This is a genomic window from Roseivirga sp. UBA1976 (assembly GCF_002336325.1).
Classification (GTDB): domain Bacteria; phylum Bacteroidota; class Bacteroidia; order Cytophagales; family Cyclobacteriaceae; genus Roseivirga; species Roseivirga thermotolerans.
Genome location: NZ_DDDQ01000080.1, coordinates 15,451 through 15,858, shown reverse-complemented (window position 1 = coordinate 15,858; position 408 = coordinate 15,451). Strand labels below are relative to the sequence as shown.

Sequence of the window (408 nt, the reverse complement as noted above, 5' to 3'; positions counted from 1 at the left end):
AAACCGTGGGCTAATCTTAGCCATCCTACTTTCCTCCTCGACCGTAGTGGAGAGGCCTAAGAGGTGAATTGGTTGATTCGTCTATAAGGATTAATTGATTAGTTATCAGGTAATCAGAAAACGGAAAACGGGCTCCCAGTTCATCATTCACAGTTATGTGTACCGCAAAAGCAACCATACCCACGTCATGCTGAACTCGTTTCAGCATCTCCCACAGCCTTGCACCTGGGTAGGTTGTTCGTTGATAATCGGTTAATCGGAAAAACAGAAAACAGGTTATTAGTATGTTTCTCATAGTAACGGCTACCGCAAAAGCAACCATAACACGTCATGCTGAACTCGTTTCAGCATCTCACAAGACTTGCACCTGAGTAGGTTATCGGTTAATCGGAAAACCGTGGGCTAATC

At 44.4% G+C, this 408-nt stretch carries 1 protein-coding gene; it reads right to left on the bottom strand.

Annotation, left to right across the window (positions count from 1 at the left end):
- Nucleotides 1-25 precede the first annotated feature (25 nt).
- Complete coding sequence (locus tag B3763_RS08010) at nt 26-208, bottom strand: hypothetical protein (RefSeq protein WP_286745516.1); 183 nt, start codon at nt 206-208, stop codon at nt 26-28.
- Nucleotides 209-408: the final 200 nt, after the last annotated feature.